The sequence below is a fragment of the Mesorhizobium sp. M7A.F.Ca.AU.001.01.1.1 genome (assembly GCF_004022735.1).
Classification (GTDB): Bacteria; Pseudomonadota; Alphaproteobacteria; order Rhizobiales; family Rhizobiaceae; genus Mesorhizobium; species Mesorhizobium ciceri.
The window spans coordinates 1-822 of sequence record NZ_RZPF01001252.1; the positions used below are offsets into that span (position 1 = coordinate 1).

General features: G+C 59.7%; 2 protein-coding genes. Both read left to right on the forward strand.

What is annotated here, in order from left to right:
• Positions 1-497: FCD domain-containing protein (locus EN884_RS37450; RefSeq protein WP_128361204.1), on the forward strand; the 497-nt coding region annotated here is incomplete at its 5' end.
• A gap of 138 nt (positions 498-635) precedes the next feature.
• A partial coding sequence (locus tag EN884_RS37455; RefSeq protein WP_164895491.1) for an ABC transporter substrate-binding protein occupies positions 636-822 on the forward strand: 187 nt, incomplete at its 3' end.

The window sequence follows — 822 nt, forward strand, 5'->3', positions numbered from 1 at the left end:
GCACCGAGGGCCTGCTCGATCTCTACGAGTTCCGCTCGATCATCGAGTGCGCTGCTTTCAAGCTGATGTGCGAGCGCGCCGACGACAGCGAAATCGACCGGCTGCGGAGCTACTGGGAAGCGATCGTCGACGCCTACCCGGACCAGCCGCCGGATGTCATCCTGGCCGAGGACGAAGGCTTCCATCTGCTCATCGCCGAACTCTCCGGAAATCCGGAACTTGTCGGCCAGCTCAGCTCCATCAATGCACGCATCCGCTTCATCCGCCGCATCCAGATCGAACATCCTTCGCATGACAAGGCGCAGATCACCTCCCATTCGGCCATCGTCGAGGCTGCCGTCAAGCGCGATGCCGAGAACGGCGCGAAACTGTTGCGCGAACATATCGAAATGACCGTCTCCGCCACGCAGCAAGCGCTCAAGGACGCCTTGCTCAAGGTTTTCGCGCCCGACAATGGCGCCGAGCTGAAGCGTCGCCGAAGGGCTCGCGACGCATAATCGATATCTGAGCACAAAATTGAACGCAATAGTGTCGACACTTTCTTGACGACGATCCCTTTGTCTGCTTCGATGGGCTTACACGGGGAAGAAGACCGCAACGGCCTCCCCTGTCGTAGTCAGCAGCTAAGGGGAACCATGATGAAAAAATCTATCGCCACACTTCTTCTCGGCGCCTCGCTTTTTGCAGCGCCGGCCATGGCCGAGCAGATTACCGTCGGAATGTCCGCGCCGCTCTCGGGCGCGCAGGCCTATTTCGGCAGCACCTGGCACAATGGCTTCAAGCTCTACGTCGACAGGCTGAACGCCGATGGCGGCGTCAATG